We start from the raw sequence: 17,903 nt of genomic DNA, 5'->3' as shown, positions 1-17,903 counted from the left end.
GGGGAGATTCAGACATGCACAGGGTAGGCTTCGCGCCGCTTCAATACCAGGGCTCCGCCGAGCTTCCGCTTGCGGGAGGGGAACAGCTCCTTCTGCCGGCTCATGCTTGCGATCGGTTCGGCGTCTGTCTCTATTCCGATCTTCAGGCTTCGTTGGACGACCTTCATAGTCGCGCAATTCGTATTCCGGCCGGGGAGCTGTTCCATCTGCCCGCAGGCCGCCCAGTTGCGATTGCGTCGAATGCTTCCGGGCGCGCGACTTTGCTGCTGGTGGCCTTCAGCGGACTCGTACGGCAAAGGGAGTCATCCGGTAAAAGGACCTCGGCCGGCATTGTGAGCTTTCGCTTCCCGCAGATGAAGAACTGGGTATCCGAATTCGCCGCGGCGTCTGCGGAAGAGCTTGATTTGCCAGACTACTACTTGGCTCAAGCGCGACTGTATGCTCTTGCCTCCGCCTATGCGAATGCTCGCCGCAGCCCGGCGGGCGAAGAATCCGCGCTAAACGATTATTTGGAGCAAACGAGACAAAGAATCAGAGACAACTACGACGCGGCGTTGGATATGGAGGAGTTGGCGAGAAATTCGGGCGTCGGCTCCAGCCGCTTTTACAAAATGTTTCGCAAGATGACGGGATTAAGCCCGCTCAAGTATTTGATCACGAGAAGGCTGAACGCATCGTTGCGCCTTCTGTCCGATCCGAATGTAAGCGTGACGGAAGCGGCTCATTCGGTCGGCTATCCGGACGAATATTATTTCAGCAGGCTGTTCAAGAAGCAGATGGGGCTGACGCCGACAGACTACGCGTCGCGGGCGCAAGTATCGGTCGCCGCTCTTAGTCCGATTTTCCGCGGCGACCTGGCCGTGCTCGGCATTGTCCCATGCGTCGCGCTGCCGAGAGACTGGGATTTGGATAAGGAAAACAGGGACGGTTATTTGCGCGAAATCCGCGAGGCTAAGCCCGATCGGATGTTAACGGGGCCGCTGCCGGACGATTTGATTGCCGAACTGCGCCTAATCGCGCCGTTGACCGTATATGCTTGGCACGAGCATTCATGGAAGAAGCGCTTGGCGGACTTCTCGCAGCTGCTCGAATTAGAGAGCGTGGCGCAGCGCTGGTTGGCCGACTTCGATCGCAAAACCGACAACGCCAGACAGCATGTCGAGGAGCGGCTGCAGAAGACGCCGTTTCTAATCGTCGGCGTACGGGAAGGAAATTTCCGCGTTTATGGCAAACTGAGGCGAAAATTCACCGATCTGCTCTACGACGAGCTCCATTTCCAGTCGCCGCCTGCGGCGGACGAGATCGGATTCCTCGACCAGTCGGCTATTGCGGACGTAATCGGGCTGGGTGCCGATCATGTACTGTTTCTGATCGAGTTTGCGGCGAGTGACGCGTACTGCGCTTCGCTTGAGCGGCAATGGAAGGATGCGTCCGGCTCTGCCGGAGGGGAGAGGCGCTGCTTGTTCATTCGGCTCGGCGAGCCGTTCGTCTACAACGCGGAAATGCATGAACGGCTTGTCGACCAGATCGTCGATTATTTGTTTGCTTCCGAGAGCGCAAAATAGAAATGTCCATGAGAGAAATCGAAATGTCCATTCCGGTTTCTCTTTTTTTATGTAAAATGATAAAGGTGTTATGCAAATGAGAATCATTATCACGAAGAGAGAGTCGCAATGAAAATCGGTTATTTGTGGGTCGCGCTTATCGTATTTTCCTTCACCTCCTTGTTTGTCGGCGTATCCAATTTGAGCCCGCTGGACTTGTTCCGCATGACGGATTATCAGTGGGAAATTATGTGGATCAGCCGAATTCCGCGACTGATCAGCATTCTGATCGCCGGGGTAGGGATGAGTGTGATCGGTCTGATCATGCAGCAGCTGGCGCGGAATAAATTTGTCTCGCCGACGACGGCGGGAACGACGGATTCCGCAAGCCTGGGCGTGCTTGTCGCCATTCTGTTGTTTCCCGCGGCTTCGCCGCTGTTCAAGATCGCGGTCGCATTCGTGTTCGCGCTTGGAGGCACGATGCTGTTTATGCGGATTCTGAACCGCATTCAGTTCCGCGATCCGATTCTGATCGCGCTCGTAGGCTTGATGTTCGGAGGGATCGTCGGATCGATCACGACGTTCCTTGCGTTGAAGTACAATCTGCTGCAAAGCGTGAACAGCTGGCTGTTCGGAGACTTCTCTTCCATCTTGAAGGGGAAATACGAGATGCTGTACGTCAGCCTGCCGCTTATCGCGCTCGCTTATCTGTATGCCAATCGGTTTACGATCGCCGGCATGGGTGAGGAGTTTGCAGTCAATCTCGGCTTGAAATATCGGCAGGTCGTCAATCTCGGTCTTGGCATTGTCGCGCTAGTAGCTGCGGTCATTCTGCTGACGGTCGGCTCGCTGCCCTTTCTCGGGCTGATCATCCCGAACATCGTTTCCTTGTACAAGGGCGACAATTTGCGAAGCAGCCTTCCGCATACCGCATTGCTGGGAGCCGTATTCGTACTGGCCTGCGACATTCTCGGCCGCATCATCATCTATCCGTACGAAATCTCGATCGGACTGATGGTCGGCGTGATCGGCAGCGGCATCTTCCTCTACCTGCTGTTAAGGAGGAAGAGCTATGCGTGACTCTTGGAAGCTGATTGCGCTGGGAGCTTTGGCGCTGGCGCTGATCGCCGTGTTCATGACGATCGACGGCAGCGGCAACTGGGATTACATACTGCCTCGTCGGTCCAAGAAGATTCTGGCGATTCTGTTGACCGGAACGGCGATCTCGGTCTCGACCGTCGTTTTTCAGACGCTGACGAACAACAAAATATTAACGCCGACGCTGATCGGTCTCGACTCCATGTACGTGCTGCTGCAGACGGCGATCGTGTTCCTGTTCGGCTCAGCAACGCTTACGTCGATGGCGAAAAACGTGCAGTTCGTGCTGGCGGTAGGCTTGATGGTCCTGTTCGCAGGAATACTCTACAAATTTCTCTTTAACCGGGAAGGGAATCATCTCTACTTCCTGCTGCTCGTCGGCATTATTTGCGGAACGTTCTTCTCGAGCATCTCCAGCTTTATGCAGATGCTGCTCGACCCGAACGACTTCCTGATCGTCCAGGATAAAATGTTCGCCAGCTTCAACAACATGAATACCGATGTGCTGATCCTATCGATCGTTCTCGTGCTGCTTGTGCTGTTGTATTTCTACAGAGACTTCAAGTATTTGGACGTCATGGCTCTGGGCAAGGAGCATGCGGTTAATCTCGGCGTGCCTCACGGGCGCATTACGAAGCGTCTGCTTATCGCGGTAGCGCTGCTCGTAGCGGTCTCAACGGCGCTAGTCGGTCCGGTTACCTTCCTCGGACTGCTCGTCTCGAACGTCGCGTATCGGCTGCTGAGCACTTTCCGCCATAAAGTGGTGATCGCGGGCACCGTATTGATCAGCATCGTCGCATTAGTGGGCGGCCAACTGATCGTCGAGAGGGTGTTCACCTTCTCTACGACGCTTAGCGTCATTCTGAACTTCATCGGCGGAATCTACTTCCTATACTTGTTGTTGAAGGAGAGCAAGTCATCGTGATTGAAGCAAGAGGCATTACGAAACGTTACGGAGACAAACACGGCATACACGGCGTTACGACAGCGATTGCCAAAGGCAAAATTACGTCCTTCATCGGGCCGAATGGCGCGGGTAAAAGTACGCTGCTCTCCGTCATCAGCCGGTTGTTTGCGCCCGACGCGGGGCAGGTGCTGATCGACGGGCTGGACGTCGGCAAGACGGACAGCGCGGAGCTTGCCAAAAAAATATCGATCCTGAAGCAGGCGAATTCGATCAACGTCAGGCTGACCGTGCTCGATCTGGTGCAATTCGGACGTTTTCCTTATAGCAAAGGCAGGCTGAATGCCGACGATCGCAAGCATGTCGAAGCCTCGATTCGCTACATGGAGCTCGAAGCGCTCCAGAACAAGTACTTGGATCAGCTCAGCGGAGGCCAGAAGCAGCGAGCGTTCATCGCGATGGTCCTTGCGCAGGATACCGAGTATATTTTGCTCGACGAGCCGCTTAACAATCTGGATATGAAGCATTCGGTCCAGATTATGAAGGTGCTGCGCCGCTTGACGGACGAGCTCGGCAAGACGATCGTGCTCGTGCTTCACGACATCAATTTCGCCTCGGCTTATTCCGACTTTATCGTCGCGATGAGGGAAGGGGAAATCGTGCGGGAGGGACCGACGGACGAAATGATCGATACGGCGGTGCTGCGGGACATATACGATATGCACATTCCGATCCACGTCGTGGACGGGAAAAAAGTATGCGTCTATTTCTCTTGAGTTATGTTGATTCGCGTGAGCGAAGTCAAATGACTATATAAAAAAATAACTAGGAGTGGTCTACTGTGAAAAAGGCATTATCCCTCATTCTGATGTCCGTAATGGCGATCGCGATTCTCGCTGCCTGCGGCTCCAAAAACAATAACGAAGGCGCCGCAAGTCCTTCGGCCAGCCCGTCCGCATCGCCAAGCGCGTCCGCGGCTCCGTCGGAATCCGTCAGCCCATCCGAGTCCGTTGCCCCAGCCGAAGTCACGATTACGCACGCTCTCGGCACGGCTACCGTCAAGACGAATCCGGAGAAGGTCGTCGTGTTCGACTTCGGTACGCTCGACACGCTTAGCAAGTTGGGCGTCGAAGTGCTGGCGCTGCCTAAAGCGTCGATCCCGGGCAATCTGTCCCAATACGGCGATGCCAAATACGAAGACGCAGGCACGCTGTTCGAGCCGGACTACGAGAAGCTGAACAAGCTTAAGCCCGACGTTATTTTCATTAGCGGCAGAACGGCTCCGGCGTACGAAGAGCTGAACAAAATCGCGCCGACGATCCAAATGTCGATCGATTATAGCAAGTATACGGAATCTTTCTCTAACAACGCCAAGATTATCGGACAAATTTTCGGCAAAGATGCGGAAGTGAACGCCGCTCTTGAAGAGTACAATGCGGCTGTTGCCGAATTGAACGGCAAAGCGTCCGGCGCAGGTAAAGCGCTGATCGTTCTGACGACAGGCGGCAAAATCAGCGCTTACGGACCAGGCTCGCGCTTCGGCAGCATCCATGACGTATACGGCTTTGCCGCCGTAGACGAGAACATCAAAATCGATAATCACGGCAACAGCATTTCCAACGAGTACATTGCGGAGAAAAATCCGGACGTTCTGTTCGTCATCGATCGCGACGCGGTGGTCAGCGGCGAAGGCACAGTTCCGGCCAAAGAAGTCATCGAGAACGATCTCGTAAAGAAAACGAACGCCTACAAAAACGGCAAAATCGTGTATCTCAACGCCAACTTCTGGTACCTGTCCGGCGGCGGCTTGAACACCGAGCTGGAAATGGTTAAAGAAGCCGCTCAAGCGGTACAGTAACTTAAATCAGAGGAGGACTGTCCATGCTTATCCAGACGAGAACGATCGTCGTGCAGAAGGGCAATGTCGACAAGGTCGTCGAGAGATTCAGCCGGGAAGGCATTCTCGACGAGCGCGAAGGCCTGATCGATATTACAGTGATGACGAACAAGCGAAGCAAGGAAACGGAAGAGGTTGTCGTCATCATCCGCTGGGAATCCGAGGAAGCTTGGAAAAACTGGGAGAAGAGTCCTGAGCATATTCAGGGGCATCGCGACAGCAAAGGTCAAACCCCTCCTGACTATGTCGTCAGCACCACAGTCAACATGTACAATGTGAACAAAGTCAGAAAAGGAAAGTTTGGGCAGTAATCCCTGACGGAATGGCGGGGAAGGGCATGCATCTCCCGAGGGCATCATCTTTGGGGGAGGCGTGCCCTTTAAAATCGTTGACAACGGCTCCTTCTTTGTATACATTTGTATACATGAAGATACGTATACGATTGTATACAAAGGAGGAGCTAACATGAGAATGGGACATTTAGACGTGGAAGGACGCGGTCACGGACATGGGCACGGTCATGGCCGCAGGGGAGATCCTCAGGCTCAGCGCGGTTCGCGAGAGCATCATGGAGGTCGCGAAGGCGGCCGCGATCCGAGGGGCGCACAGACGTTCAGAAGAGGCCGCGTCCTTATGTTTCTGGAGCAATTGCAGGTGAAACGCGCGAGGCTTGCCAAGCAGCTTGTCCAGCCGGAATTCGAGGCGATTCGGCCAACGCTGTCCGGGGAGCTGAAGGCGCTGGACCAGATCATCGATGAGTACGTCCATCTGTTCGATCTTCAGGAGATCGGAGAGGAGCCGGGGCCGCAAGGACCGGTTGACGGAGGAGAGGGGAACGATTAACGATGCTTCGCAGGTTTTTCTCGTATTACCGCCCTTATAAAGGCTTATTCATTCTCGATTTCACTTGCGCGGTGATCGCGGGTCTGCTGGAGCTTGGCTTCCCGCTCGCGGTTAGCCAATTTATTGACGATCTGCTGCCAAGCGGCAACTGGAAGATGATCGTGCTGGCCAGCATCGGCCTGCTCGGGATTTACGTTCTTAACACCGTATTGAACTACGTCGTCACCTACTGGGGCCATATGCTGGGCATCAACATCGAGACCGACATGCGGCGGAAGATGTTCGATCATATTCAGAAGCTGTCGTTCCGGTTTTTCGACAATCATAAAACCGGCCATCTCGTCGGTCGGGTAACCAACGATTTGAACGACATCGGGGAAATCGCCCACCACGGTCCGGAAGACATTTTTATTGCCATCATGACGTTGGCAGGCTCGTTCACGCTGATGGCATACATCAATGTGGAGCTGGCGTTGATCACCTTTATCATCATTCCGATCATGGCTTGGCTGATCATCATTTTCGGGGGCCGCATGACGAATACCTATCAGCGGCTGTTCGGCAACGTCGGCAGCTTTAACGCCCGCATTGAAGAGAACGTGGGCGGCATTCGCGTCGTGCAATCGTTCGCCAACGAAGAGCACGAGAAGAAGCTGTTTGCGGTTGACAACCAGAACTTCCGCGAGACGAAGCTGCTTGCCTACAAGACGATGGCAAAGAGCTTCTCGGTTTCTTACATGCTGATGCGCTTGATTACGATATTCGTGATGGTGTGCGGGGCATGGTTTTACATCGACGGCAGAATCGAGCTTGGAGAATTCATGGCATTCTTGCTGCTGTCGAACATTTTCTTCCGTCCGATCGAGAAGATCAACGCCGTTATCGAGAGCTATCCGAAAGGGATAGCCGGGTTTAAGCGCTATGCGGAAGTGATCGACACCGAGCCGGACATTGTGGACGCCAAGGACGCCGTCGCGGTCGATACGCTGCGCGGAGACATCCGCTTCGAGAACGTGTCGTTCGGCTACGAGGAAGGCCGCGACGTACTTAAGGGAGTGGATCTGTCGATCAGGGCGGGAGAGACGATTGCTTTTGTCGGGCCTTCCGGCGCAGGAAAGACGACGATTTGCAGCCTGCTGCCGAGATTTTACGAGGTTTCCGGCGGGCGCATTACGGTCGATGGCATGGACATTCGCAACCTAACGTTGAAATCGTTGCGCCGCAATATCGGGATCGTACAGCAAGACGTTTTCTTGTTTTCCGGATCGATCCGCGAGAATATCGCCTACGGCGACTTGAAGGCGACCGACGAGCAGATTTGGGAGGCCGCCAGAAGGGCCTCGCTCGAGGATATGATCAAGCAGCTTCCCGAAGGCATGAAAACGATCATCGGAGAGCGCGGCGTTAAGCTTTCGGGCGGTCAGAAGCAGAGAATGGCGATCGCCCGCATGTTCCTGAAGAACCCGCCTATTCTCATCCTGGATGAGGCCACATCGGCGCTCGACACCGAGACCGAGGCGGCAATCCAGCAATCGCTGTCCGAGCTGGCAGTCGGCCGGACGACGCTGGTCATCGCCCACAGACTGGCGACGATCAAGAACGCGGACCGGATCATCGTTGTCGACGAGAACGGCATTGCGGAGCAGGGCAGCCATCAAGAGCTGCTCGCGTCCGGCGGTATTTACAGCCGGCTGCATCAAGCTCAATATCAGCTTGCGTAATAAACGAAAGAGCTGTCTCTAAGGAACTGCGAGTTGCTCTGAAAGATAATCGATGAACAAGGTGCAAGGTGTATATATCTCTCTCCAATGCTGTACGCTCCTGAAATCCGAATGGGTAAACCCGTTACCATGTGATTTCAGGAGCGTATGAGGCAGTCTACGGGCTACGCTTGACCCGCGAAATTTCCAGATAATTCCTATAAGTTATTCGTATAATTATCGAAGACGCTTTAGTGGCGTACAATCCCCGATCATGGTTGATTTATACGATTTTCCCTACAAACGTTCGTCGTTTGAGTCTGAGCTGAGTTGCTTTGTGCGGTTTTTCCAACAAACGTCCGCCGTTTAAGCCTGGTTCGAGCTGCGTTGTACGAATTTCCGACTAACTTCCCTGCGTAAGCTCATGTGTGCAAATAGATTCGTCGTTAAAGTTTAATATCCAATAAATTAGAAACGTTGTGGGTCATGATTAGGTCTACGGGAGATGTATACACCTTACTTTATAAATCGATCATCTTAGGCAATGGATATATCGCCCCGAAGGAAGCGTTCCTTCGGGACGGTTACGAGACGACGACGGCCAACTGGTCCAAATTCGTGCCGGAAGCGTTGGATCTCATCGTTGCGGCTTCGCTCGATACGTTAAAGTCGGTTTTCGAATAAAGCAAGGTTCAATCAAAAAGGGAGTTGCCGCATAGCAAAAGAGTCGTACAAAAGAATGTTCAATAGAGACAGTGGCTGTGCATGTCTCTCCTAAGGCTGCAATACGATCCGAAATCCGGACGGGAAAACCCGAGATGATTTCCGAACCGTATGAGGCAATCTTCAGGAGAGGCCTGCACTCTTTTTTTTCTTGATCGTTCATTTTGTATGATCCTGCTTAGGGGCAACCCCTTTTTCGCATGCTCTAAAAAGCGATTGACCCTTCATTATTATATATAATATAATAAATTTAATGAATTATTTTATTGAAGATGATAAAAAGAAGTCTTTTGGAGGCGTGCGATGAAAGCGTTAGTATGGAATGCGGCGGAACAAATGGACTGGGAAGAAAGGGATCGCCCTGCCCCTCAGGGCAACGAGGCTCTTATCCGAATCGAAGCGGTCGGCATATGCGGATCTGAAATCGAAGGTTATTTAGGCCATAACAGCCTGCGCAAGCCGCCGTTGATCATGGGTCATGAATTTTGCGGAATCGTGGAAGAGGTTGGGGACGTAAAGAACGAATCGTGGGTGAACAAAAAAATCGTGGTAAACCCGCTGCTCTTCTGCGGACAGTGCGATCGTTGCAAAAAGGGCTTGACCCAATTATGCGAGCAAAGAAAGATTATCGGCATCCATCAACCGGGCGCTTTCGCGGATTGGGCCGTCGCGCCTTTAGAAGCGCTCGTTGAGGTTCCCGATGGGCTGAATTCCGTCAGAGCCGCGCTTGCAGAGCCGCTTGCGTGTTCGCTTCGCGCGACGCGGCGAGCGATGGAGCGTCATCCTTTCGCCAACGTTGTCGTTTTCGGTGCCGGCGGAATAGGACTGCTCTGCGCGATGACGGCTAAGTTGCTCGGCGCCGCGAAGGTTATGATCGTCGATACAAACCCGGAAAGACTAAAAATGTGCAAGAGCATTGGCTTGACGCATACGGCGCATGCACGCGAGGATCGGTTGGAGGAGCGGACGAGAGAGACTTTTGGGTCCAAAGGGGTCGACGCAGTCATTGACGCAGCGGGCTTTCAGCCTACGAGAGAGGCTGCCGTGAAGCTGCTGAATGCGGGCGGAACGTTGATGAATATCGGGCTTGGAATCGATGAAACGTTGTTGCCGATCAATTATACGATTCGTCAGGAAATCGAAATATTAGGGTCCTTCTGCTACTCGCGTCAGGATTTTCAGGATGCGGTCGATTTATTGATCGCCGGCAAAATAACGGAGACGGGATGGACGGAGATTCGTCCGCTTGCGGAAGGGTTCCAAGCTTTTGCCCATTTAGTTGCCGGGGAGGTCACGAGCGGTAAAATCGTATTAAAGCCTTGAATCGTTTTCACAAGCTAAGTCTAACTCTATCGCCTTATCGATAGGATTAGACTTTATTTAGTAAGAATTTCGGGATTCGCAGCTTTTCCAGAGACTAGCCGTCGACTTCATCGCTTTTCCCTATTTTCGAGCAAAGGATTCGATGCTGTGAAACGGACAAAGACGGTGTTGATCATTAAAGAAGATGAGTTGCGGAGCTCTTTGGTAGAACCCTATTTACGCAAGGATGGCTGGCGTACCCTAGTCGTGGGCGAGGGGCAATCGTTTATGCGCGTGTTAGGAGACGACCCGCCAAACCTTGCCATTCTCGAGCTGGGAACGCAATCCGTATGTGCAGAGTATTTGTGTCGAAAAATAAGAGAGCGCTCTCATGTTCCAATTATTGTCGTAGTTCCGCTGAAATCGGACTGGAATCCAATCGATGCGTTGTATCATGGGGCGGACGATTATGTCGTATCTCCAATTGATCCTGAAGAGTTTGTTGCAAAGGCGCATGTGGTTTTTAGGCGATCTTGGGTATATACCAATCAAGTGTCGCATTCAGTCAGTTACGGTCGTGGAAGATTGGTTATCGATTATCGCAATCAGGATGTACAATTCGATGGGCGGCAGGTGATGCTCACCAATACGGAGTATACTCTCCTAAAGACGATATGCGAGAGTACCCACCGAACATTGACTCGATCTGAGTTAATGCGCAACATTCTCGGTTACAGGATTGAAGTCGATACACGGTCGATAGACGTTCATATTAAGAACATTCGCCGAAAGTTGGAAACCAATCCGCGAGAACCGGAAATTGTGCTGACCGTGAGAGGAAGCGGCTATAAAATGGGTCTCTCGAAAGACCGGGTAGGCGAAAGCGCCGTTCATTAGGAGCGATCGCAGTAATCGTTTGGAAGGAGTTAGAAACTATTGATCGAATAAACTTAAGAAGATAATTAGATAATAAGCTGGTACATATAAGGAGATAAAACTATGGCAAAAAACAAACTGCTAAGAATGGACAATGTTGGCATCGTTGTAGAATCCCTTGATGACGCAATCTCTTTCTTCGAGGAGATTGGCTTAAAGCTCGAAGGGCGAGCTACTGTCGAAGGGGAATGGGCCGGTCGCGTAACCGGGCTCGGTTCACAGTGTGTTGAGATTGCTATGATGGTGACCCCCGATGGCCACAGCCGACTTGAACTTTCGCGATTTATCACTCCGCCCACGGTATCGGATCACCGAACTGCTCCTGTAAATGCCCTCGGTTATTTACGCGTCATGTTCGCCGTTGAAGACATTGACGAAATGGTATCCAGACTTCTAAAGCATGGCGCTCAGCTCGTTGGCGAGGTGGTTCAGTACGAGAACTCGTATCGGCTCTGCTATATTCGTGGAAAAGAAGGAATTCTCATCGGTTTGGCGGAACAGCTCGGAACAACGTAAAAACAAGGGATGTCCCCAGTCATCGTTAATGACTTCGGGGACATCCCTTTTTATTTTTATTCGGCCAGGAAACTGATTCCGTTCAGCGATAAATAATCGTTGCCGCCTCTCATGAACAGCACTTGACCAGTAGCGAGTACTTGAACCTCGCCTATGATCGCAACGCCGTTTTCGATCGTGCTGACCGTGAATTTTTTGGCTTTTGCGGGGCGGAAGCCTTCAGGCAGTGTAAGGATAGCGGTTCCCGCCGTTAAGCTGCCGTCCTTAATCAAGCCGTCCAAGCTGACTTTGCCGTTCATGTCGCGGCTGAAGGAAGCTTTACCGAATGCCGATGGATCATAATCGACCCAGCCATTCGTGAGCGCCGCCGACTTCTCGACGCCTAGCGTTATGATGCCGCTGTCGTCGATCGCATTCGCGCGGGGAACGATGCCGGTATTGCTTAAGAAGGAATTGTCATAACCGATTTCCGTGAGCGTAGCCTCCGATTCTACTTTGATTACTCCTAAAGTACCGGTAGCCAAAGTATTGCCGCTGATTTTCGTATATGCGGCATTGCCGATTTTGATGGCATGATCTACATGTCCCGCATATCCCCAACCGTTAACGTTGTTGCCAACGATTTGGCTGAACACGACGGGGTTGATCTCGCCGTCCAAAGAAATCGCGGCTTGGTGCGCGCTCGTGTGCGGAACGTTTTGTTCGATCTGGTTGTACAGAATTTTGACCTGATTGCCTTCGGTGACTCTGATCGCCCCGCCGGCAGACGTAATATTGTTAAAAGCGATGACGACTTTCGCGGCTCCGACAACCTGACTCAACTCTACGCCGATATTGTCTCCGGTAATCGTATTGCCGAGGATGTTAATGGAATCGCCGGCGTTAAGCAGCGATAACCCTCCGTAGAAGACGTTATTCTCGAAGGAGGAAGTAAATAAGCTGGGGTCTCCCTTGGGATTCGTCAGCTTCACACTGTTGCCGCCCAATTGCCAGAAGTAGCAATTCTGTACAAGCAGCTTTGCCAAAAATTGCGGATAAGTGGAAATGTCGATGTTCAGCGCGTGTCTGGCCGGCTTGCTGCCTTCCTGCGGAATAATGTTGATGGAGTCGATGCCGAACTGCCAACCGATGCTAAGCTCGGGCGAAATTCGGATGACGTCCGTCGTATTCGGAACGTTGGAAGCAACGACTAGGCGGCTGAGGAAACCGTCTCCTAAAATATGAATGGGACGCTTAATTAGAAGAAGCTCGGTTCCGCTGCCTCGCAGAAGGTAGTTGCCGCCGGGGAGGTATACGGTTCCGCCTTTTTCTTCCGCAGCCGTAATTGCAGCTTGAACCGCAGCTCTGTCGTTGATCGTTCCGTCTCCTTTCGCCCCGTAATCCTTAACATTGAAGAAGGTTCTTGCCGCATTTTCCTTCTTCTTTTGGCTGTCACCGTTTCCATTGCTTGCGCTGGCAGAGACTGCGAACAAAGAGACGGCAAGACAAACGGCAAGTACGGTAAAACTCCATCTTTTCAAAACTTTCACAACGCCACTTCCTCTCATTCCTAATAGTGTGAATGCATCAACAACGATAGCACAGCTATTATGAAGGGAATGTAAAGATAGGACGGCCAACGTCGACCGAATTCAAATTGACAGATGAGTAGAGACGAGAAGTTGTGATATAATATATAATGTAAAATTTATATTATATTCAGAGAGCAGGGCGCGAGAATGAATAACATAACCAAACAATCCTTTATGGAAAAGAAAAGCATGAGTCAGGATTTAGTTACGCTGATTAAGCAACAGATCCTTAACGGCGAACTTAATCCGGGAGACAGAATCGTAGAGACCAAGGTGGCCAAGGAGCTCGGGATTAGCCAAACGCCGGTGCGCGAAGCCGTGCGGATGCTGTCCGGAGAAGGGATCATCAACATTGTTCCGAACAGAGGGCCGATCGTGAAAGAGATTGAAGAGAGAGATATTTTTGAAATCTACTCGCTTCGCGCCTCATTGGAAGGCTTGGCGATGAGGCTGACGACTTTGCACGCCTCCAAGGAACAGATTCAACTTCTGGTTGATCTGTATGCGGAGATGGAATCAAAGCTGCACAATCCCGAAGTAGATTCCTTATTGAAAGAGTCGCTGTATCTGCACCATAGCATTATCCAGTTTTCCCGCCACTCCAGATTGATGCAGATTTACGACTCCATTTCGTTCCAGATCGAGCTTGTCAATAGAATCATCGGGATGAAATCGACGAAACAGAAGGAATTCGACGAGCACAAAGAACTGATCGACGCGCTTCGGAAGGGGAATCCGGACGAATCGGAGAGGGTCATGAGAAGGCATATTCACCGTTCCTTCAAGGAATGCATTAAAGCTTTGCAGGATAACGGTTCAGCAGACCGTACCGACATATCGAAGCTGTGGCCGGAAGAGAACGAATAAGCCGGGTTCAATGGATAAGCTAAATGGGGGAAATGCGACTTGCATGAACGATGGAGACGGATTCATACAGAAGCATGGGTAGCAAGAGACACCAGAACGTAGCGGTAGCGCCTTAAGGCATACCGCTGCGGACCTTCCATTCGAATAATAGGGGATCAACTCATACATAATCAAATATAAAATACATTTTACATTAAATTGCTTTTAGGCAGACAAAGAGTCGAAATAACCGTTTGACAAATACATTAAATATTATATATAATTTATTATATTTCAAATTTAATAGACAGGGGATGGGTCTGTATTTCGGGAAACTGTTAACAAAATGAAGATGGATTGAAGGGGCTTATCCAAGAAAGAAAATCAAAGGCGTTTACTATGAGGAGGATGAAGCATGAAACGGAGTATTTTGACAGCGCTTTTATTGGGTCTTATCGGATCTGTCTTGCTAGCGGCTTGCAGTAACAACAACTCTCCGTCCAATGAAACGGGCAAAGCGTCTCCTACAGGCACGAATCAGGCTAGCGAAACGGCAAGCAGCAGCGCAAGCGAAACCGCCCCGTCAGGCTTGCCGGCCAAGTTCGACCCTCCGGTCGAAATGAGCTATGTCAGCTATCAGTTCGCAACGTTGAAATACGATAAGGGCGACGACGTTAACAATAACGTCTGGACGCGAATGTTGAAGGATGAATACGGTATCATTGCCAACAATCTCTGGGAAGTTCCGTACGCGCAATATCTGCAAAAAACGGATTTGATGATCGCCTCCGGCGATATCCCGGATTTCTTCGTCGCCAGCCCTACGCAGCTCAGACAGTTGTACGACGCCGATATGATCGAGGATTTGACCGACATATACGCCAACTATGCGCCCGAATTGGTTCGCAAAGTACAGGATGCCGCAGGCGATTACCCAAGAAAAGCCGCCACGATCGACGGGAAATTGATGGGAATTCCGTTTACCGGAGTTCTTCGTGAAAGCGTTAACGGCTTATGGGTACGCATGGACTGGGTGAAGAAGCTTGGACTGCCCGAGCCCAAGACGTTCGAAGACTTCATGACGCTCGCCGACGCCTTCGCCAACCAAGATCCCGACGGGAACAACAAGAAGGACACCATCGGACTGGGACTGGATAAGGATCTGGCGATGACGGCTCCATTCATGAATACGATGCATGCTTATAAATCGATCTGGACGAAAGACGCGGACGGGAAATTGGTTTACAGCAGCACGCTGCCGGCTATGAAAGAGGCTCTGATGAAGCTGAACGAGATGTACGAGAAGGGAATTCTGGATAGAGAATTCGTGGTTAAAGATCCGACGAAGCTGTTCGAGGATGTAACCGCTAACAAAGTCGGCATGTTCTACTCTGCCGGTACGGCCGGAGCGTATCCCCTGCAAGGAAGCAAAGACAATGACCCGAACGTGGAATGGAAGATGTTCCCGCTGCCGGCCTATGACGATCAACCGGGCAAATTCCAGACGGAGCTTGATGTCTTCCACGGTTTCTGGGTTGTGAAGAAAGGCGCGAAGAACCCGGAAGCGTTGCTGAGAATCCTGGAGCAATGGCTGGCGAAATTCTATTTCAATAACAGCGACGAGGCTCACAAGCAGTTCGTAAGCGGAGCGGACAACGATACGATTTGGATGGAGTCTCCGGCCAAAATGTATATGCCGACCAGGAACCGCGACTTCTATCTGCTTGTCAACGAGGTGTTAGCGGGCAAGACCGATCAGTCGACGGTACCTCCCGGGGTGAGAGATATTCTGGGCATGATCGAAAAATACAAAGCGGGCGACAATCAGTTCTGGGGCCAGAATTTGATTTACGGCGAAGGCGGCTCCATGGGCGTAGCGGACTACTATATCAACAACAATCTTTACGTTCAGAACGAATTCATCACGGCTCCGCTTCAAATCATGGTCGATCGAGGCACCAATCTAACCAAACTGGAACTGGATGCTTTCACGAAGATCATTACCGGCAACCAACCGATCGACTCCTTCGATAAGTTCGTGACCGATTGGAAGAAGCAGGGCGGAGACGAGATTACGGAAGCGATCAACGAATGGTATACGGCTAATCAATAGAATGATGAAATGCCAGAGGAGATCGTCTTTCTCTTCTGGCATTTCATAAGGGACGGGAAACGGGGGATCGCCTTGTTCAGAAAATCGTGGAAACTTGAACTGCCGCTTCACCTCTTGCTGCTGCCGGCGACCGCAATCGTGTTCATCTATAATTACATCCCGATGGCCGGCATTGTCATGGCTTTCGAGCGCTATATTCCGACCAAAGGAATACTGGGTTCCAAGTGGGTGGGCTTCGACAACTTTAGCTACGTATTTTCTCTGCCGGATACGTACACCGTGTTATGGAACACCCTGTTTATTGCTTGCATGAAGATTGTCGTCGGTCAGGCTACGCCGATCGCGATTGCTCTTTTGCTTAACGAGATGCGCTCGGCCTTCATTAAACGAGGCGTTCAGACGCTGATTTATTTGCCTCATTTTCTTTCCTGGACAATATTAGGCGGCATTATGATCGATATTTTATCGCCTTCATCGGGAATCGTGAATCAAGCGTTGACCGCCCTGGGCGGGAAGCCGATCTTTTTCCTTGGCGACAACGCCTGGTTTCCGTTTACGATTGTCGTCTCCAACGAATGGAAGGAATTCGGCTTTAGTACCATCGTCTACTTAGCGGCTCTGACGGGCATTTCACCAGCCCTCTATGAAGCGGCCGTCGTGGACGGCGCCGGGAGATGGCGGCAAACCTGGCATATTACGCTTCCAGGGATGAGGCCGGTCATTATTCTGCTGGTTACGTTAAGTCTTGGGCAAGTGTTGAATGCCGGCTTCGAGCAAATTTTCGTCTTATATAGTCCGCAAGTATACGAAAGCGGAGATATTATCGACACGATGGTCTATAGAATGGGGATGTTGAGCGCTCAGTACGGTCCAGCCACCGCCGTCGGATTGATGAAGTCGGTCGTATCGCTGGTCTTAATCTCCATTGCGTATTTCTTAGCTTACAGGCTGGCCAATTATCGAATATTCTAGCCGGAAGGGGGCGAGCTCTTGGTAAAGGCATCATTCGGCCGCAAGCTGTTTCTTGGCTTCGACTATTCGTTCATGATTGTGCTGGCGCTGCTATGCATGTTCCCATTGATTCATGTGTTAGCCGTATCGTTCAGCTCCAATTCGGCGGCATCGGCAGGACTGGTATCGCTGTGGCCGGTCGGTTTCAATCTCAAATCCTATGAATTCGTCTTGCAAAAAGAGGAGTTTCTACGATCGGTTGGCGTTTCCGTTCAGAGGGTTGTGCTAGGAAGTCTCATTCAAATGCTGCTAATCGTCATTACGGCCTATCCGTTGTCCATGGAAGTTACTAGATTTCGTTTGCGGACAGCGTATGCCTGGTATTTTCTAATTACAATTCTGTTCGGCGGCGGATTAATCCCAACCTATATGGTCATTAAAGATATGGGAATGCTGGACACGATTTGGGCGCTCCTAATTCCGTCCGCGGTTCCGGTGTTCAGCGTCGTATTATTGCTTAACTTCTATAGAGGACTTCCGAAGGAACTCGAGGAAGCTGCATTTATCGACGGCGCCAATCATCTGCGCACCTTGTTCAGCATCATCCTGCCGTTATCTCTGCCTGCGATCGCAACGCTGCTTTTGTTCTCCATGGTGGGCCATTGGAACGCTTGGTTCGACGGACTGCTCTATATGAACCGCCCGGAAAATTATCCGCTGCAAAGCTACTTGCAGACGCTTATTATCAATAACGACTTCAAGGCGACGACGGCGGAGGAGCTCCAAATGCTGAAATCGATCTCGAACCGTTCCGTCAAGGCCGCTCAAATATTTCTTGGCGGGCTTCCTATTCTGCTCGTCTATCCATTCTTGCAGAAGTATTTCATGAAAGGCATCGTCCTTGGCAGCGTGAAGGAATGACAAGGCGCGTAAGCTTGCGGCGTACCATCTATTGGGAG

17 protein-coding genes are annotated in these 17,903 nt (G+C 51.4%); 16 read left to right on the top strand and 1 reads right to left on the bottom strand.

Going from position 1 to position 17,903, the window contains the following annotated elements; all coding sequences use genetic code 11:
- Window positions 1-14 precede the first annotated feature (14 nt).
- From J4772_RS15280 to J4772_RS15225, 12 genes are all read left to right on the top strand, one after another.
- Window positions 15-1,565, top strand: a complete 1,551-nt coding sequence (locus tag J4772_RS15280; RefSeq protein ID WP_209075918.1) for an AraC family transcriptional regulator — start codon at window positions 15-17, stop codon at window positions 1,563-1,565.
- Between the two features lie 108 nt (window positions 1,566-1,673).
- A complete protein-coding gene (locus J4772_RS15275; RefSeq protein ID WP_209075916.1) occupies window positions 1,674-2,624 on the top strand; it encodes an ABC transporter permease in 951 nt (316 codons plus the stop codon).
- Window positions 2,617-3,567, top strand: a complete 951-nt coding sequence (locus tag J4772_RS15270; RefSeq protein ID WP_209075914.1) for an iron chelate uptake ABC transporter family permease subunit — start codon at window positions 2,617-2,619, stop codon at window positions 3,565-3,567. Before J4772_RS15275 ends, J4772_RS15270 begins: the two co-directional genes overlap by 8 nt.
- Entirely contained in the window at window positions 3,564-4,322 is a 759-nt protein-coding gene (locus J4772_RS15265; RefSeq protein ID WP_209075913.1) for an iron ABC transporter ATP-binding protein, read from the top strand. The genes J4772_RS15270 and J4772_RS15265 overlap by 4 nt, the downstream gene beginning before the upstream one ends.
- Window positions 4,323-4,387: 65 nt before the next feature.
- The gene (locus J4772_RS15260) at window positions 4,388-5,404 is read left to right on the top strand and encodes a siderophore ABC transporter substrate-binding protein (RefSeq protein WP_247741108.1); all 1,017 of its coding nucleotides are present in this window, start codon (window positions 4,388-4,390) and stop codon (window positions 5,402-5,404) included.
- Between the two features lie 23 nt (window positions 5,405-5,427).
- Complete coding sequence (locus tag J4772_RS15255; protein ID WP_209075911.1) at window positions 5,428-5,754, top strand: antibiotic biosynthesis monooxygenase; 327 nt, start codon at window positions 5,428-5,430, stop codon at window positions 5,752-5,754.
- A gap of 154 nt (window positions 5,755-5,908) precedes the next feature.
- Window positions 5,909-6,286: a hypothetical protein gene (locus J4772_RS15250; RefSeq protein WP_209075909.1), complete on the top strand. Its 378-nt coding sequence runs from the start codon at window positions 5,909-5,911 to the stop codon at window positions 6,284-6,286.
- Between the two features lie 2 nt (window positions 6,287-6,288).
- Window positions 6,289-8,007, top strand: coding sequence for an ABC transporter ATP-binding protein (locus J4772_RS15245; protein ID WP_209075907.1), 1,719 nt, complete (start codon window positions 6,289-6,291; stop codon window positions 8,005-8,007).
- A 465-nt stretch (window positions 8,008-8,472) separates the two neighbouring features.
- Complete coding sequence (locus tag J4772_RS15240) at window positions 8,473-8,670, top strand: hypothetical protein (protein ID WP_209075905.1); 198 nt, start codon at window positions 8,473-8,475, stop codon at window positions 8,668-8,670.
- A 342-nt stretch (window positions 8,671-9,012) separates the two neighbouring features.
- Entirely contained in the window at window positions 9,013-10,032 is a 1,020-nt protein-coding gene (locus tag J4772_RS15235) for a zinc-dependent alcohol dehydrogenase (RefSeq protein WP_209075903.1), read from the top strand.
- A gap of 147 nt (window positions 10,033-10,179) precedes the next feature.
- The gene (locus tag J4772_RS15230) at window positions 10,180-10,908 is read left to right on the top strand and encodes a response regulator transcription factor (protein WP_209075902.1); all 729 of its coding nucleotides are present in this window, start codon (window positions 10,180-10,182) and stop codon (window positions 10,906-10,908) included.
- 102 nt (window positions 10,909-11,010) lie between these two features.
- On the top strand, window positions 11,011-11,463 hold the full coding sequence (locus J4772_RS15225) for a VOC family protein (protein WP_209075900.1): 453 nt from the start codon (window positions 11,011-11,013) through the stop codon (window positions 11,461-11,463).
- 56 nt (window positions 11,464-11,519) lie between these two features.
- Here J4772_RS15225 and J4772_RS15220 read toward each other — a convergent pair whose 3' ends face one another.
- Window positions 11,520-12,992, bottom strand: a complete 1,473-nt coding sequence (locus J4772_RS15220; RefSeq protein WP_209075898.1) for a glycosyl hydrolase family 28-related protein — start codon at window positions 12,990-12,992, stop codon at window positions 11,520-11,522.
- Between the two features lie 231 nt (window positions 12,993-13,223).
- Here J4772_RS15220 and J4772_RS15215 point away from each other — a divergent pair, with 231 nt between their 5' ends.
- From J4772_RS15215 to J4772_RS15200, 4 genes are all read left to right on the top strand, one after another.
- Complete coding sequence (locus J4772_RS15215; RefSeq protein ID WP_209075897.1) at window positions 13,224-13,901, top strand: GntR family transcriptional regulator; 678 nt, start codon at window positions 13,224-13,226, stop codon at window positions 13,899-13,901.
- A 394-nt stretch (window positions 13,902-14,295) separates the two neighbouring features.
- Complete coding sequence (locus J4772_RS15210) at window positions 14,296-15,993, top strand: extracellular solute-binding protein (protein WP_209075895.1); 1,698 nt, start codon at window positions 14,296-14,298, stop codon at window positions 15,991-15,993.
- A 72-nt stretch (window positions 15,994-16,065) separates the two neighbouring features.
- Complete coding sequence (locus tag J4772_RS15205) at window positions 16,066-16,965, top strand: ABC transporter permease (RefSeq protein ID WP_247741107.1); 900 nt, start codon at window positions 16,066-16,068, stop codon at window positions 16,963-16,965.
- A 72-nt stretch (window positions 16,966-17,037) separates the two neighbouring features.
- Window positions 17,038-17,865: a carbohydrate ABC transporter permease gene (locus J4772_RS15200; RefSeq protein WP_209077186.1), complete on the top strand. Its 828-nt coding sequence runs from the start codon at window positions 17,038-17,040 to the stop codon at window positions 17,863-17,865.
- Window positions 17,866-17,903 lie beyond the last annotated feature (38 nt).

Source organism: Cohnella sp. LGH, from assembly GCF_017671885.1.
Classification (GTDB): domain Bacteria; phylum Bacillota; class Bacilli; order Paenibacillales; family Paenibacillaceae; genus Cohnella; species Cohnella phaseoli.
The sequence above is the reverse complement of the archived record's forward strand: the minus strand, read 5'-3'. Positions and strand labels throughout refer to the sequence as shown.

What these genes read in the sequence shown, in the direction of transcription:
- J4772_RS15270 (WP_209075914.1), top strand. Translation starts at nt 2,617, where the DNA reads ATGCGTGACTCTTGGAAGCTGATTGCGCTGGGAGCTTTGGCGCTGGCG.
- J4772_RS15240 (WP_209075905.1), top strand. Translation starts at nt 8,473, where the DNA reads ATGATTAGGTCTACGGGAGATGTATACACCTTACTTTATAAATCGATC.
- J4772_RS15255 (WP_209075911.1), top strand. Translation starts at nt 5,428, where the DNA reads ATGCTTATCCAGACGAGAACGATCGTCGTGCAGAAGGGCAATGTCGAC.
- J4772_RS15200 (WP_209077186.1), top strand. Translation starts at nt 17,038, where the DNA reads ATGATTGTGCTGGCGCTGCTATGCATGTTCCCATTGATTCATGTGTTA.
- J4772_RS15225 (WP_209075900.1), top strand. Translation starts at nt 11,011, where the DNA reads ATGGCAAAAAACAAACTGCTAAGAATGGACAATGTTGGCATCGTTGTA.
- J4772_RS15215 (WP_209075897.1), top strand. Translation starts at nt 13,224, where the DNA reads ATGAGTCAGGATTTAGTTACGCTGATTAAGCAACAGATCCTTAACGGC.
- J4772_RS15210 (WP_209075895.1), top strand. Translation starts at nt 14,296, where the DNA reads ATGAAACGGAGTATTTTGACAGCGCTTTTATTGGGTCTTATCGGATCT.
- J4772_RS15250 (WP_209075909.1), top strand. Translation starts at nt 5,909, where the DNA reads ATGAGAATGGGACATTTAGACGTGGAAGGACGCGGTCACGGACATGGG.
- J4772_RS15245 (WP_209075907.1), top strand. Translation starts at nt 6,289, where the DNA reads ATGCTTCGCAGGTTTTTCTCGTATTACCGCCCTTATAAAGGCTTATTC.
- J4772_RS15235 (WP_209075903.1), top strand. Translation starts at nt 9,013, where the DNA reads ATGAAAGCGTTAGTATGGAATGCGGCGGAACAAATGGACTGGGAAGAA.
- J4772_RS15280 (WP_209075918.1), top strand. Translation starts at nt 15, where the DNA reads ATGCACAGGGTAGGCTTCGCGCCGCTTCAATACCAGGGCTCCGCCGAG.
- J4772_RS15275 (WP_209075916.1), top strand. Translation starts at nt 1,674, where the DNA reads ATGAAAATCGGTTATTTGTGGGTCGCGCTTATCGTATTTTCCTTCACC.